The sequence below is a fragment of the Pseudomonas sp. 30_B genome, from assembly GCF_017491605.1.
Classification (GTDB): Bacteria; Pseudomonadota; Gammaproteobacteria; order Pseudomonadales; family Pseudomonadaceae; genus Pseudomonas.
This window is the reverse complement of record NZ_JAFGYY010000594.1, coordinates 1-219: the sequence shown is the minus strand read 5'-3', so window position 1 is coordinate 219 and position 219 is coordinate 1. Positions and strand designations below refer to the sequence as shown.

The window sequence follows — 219 nt, the reverse complement described above, 5'->3', positions numbered from 1 at the left end:
CGAAGGAATGGATCACCCCGCGCGGCGAAGCGGCCTTGATGAAGGCCGGGTCGTCCTTCGGCCAGTAGGGGCGTTCCGGCTCTTCCTCGGCATTGAGGTGGTAGAGGTTGCCGAAGAACTCGTCGAAGCCGTGATTGGTCGGCAGGTATTCGTCGCGGTCGCCCAGGTGGTTCTTGCCGAACTGGCCGGTGGCGTAGCCTTGCCCCTTGAGCGCCTGGG

General features: G+C 64.8%; 1 pseudogene. It reads right to left on the bottom strand.

Features of this window, described 5'->3' with window-relative positions:
- A pseudogene (locus J5M67_RS29515) lies at positions 1–219 on the bottom strand (sulfatase-like hydrolase/transferase); the annotation flags it as partial.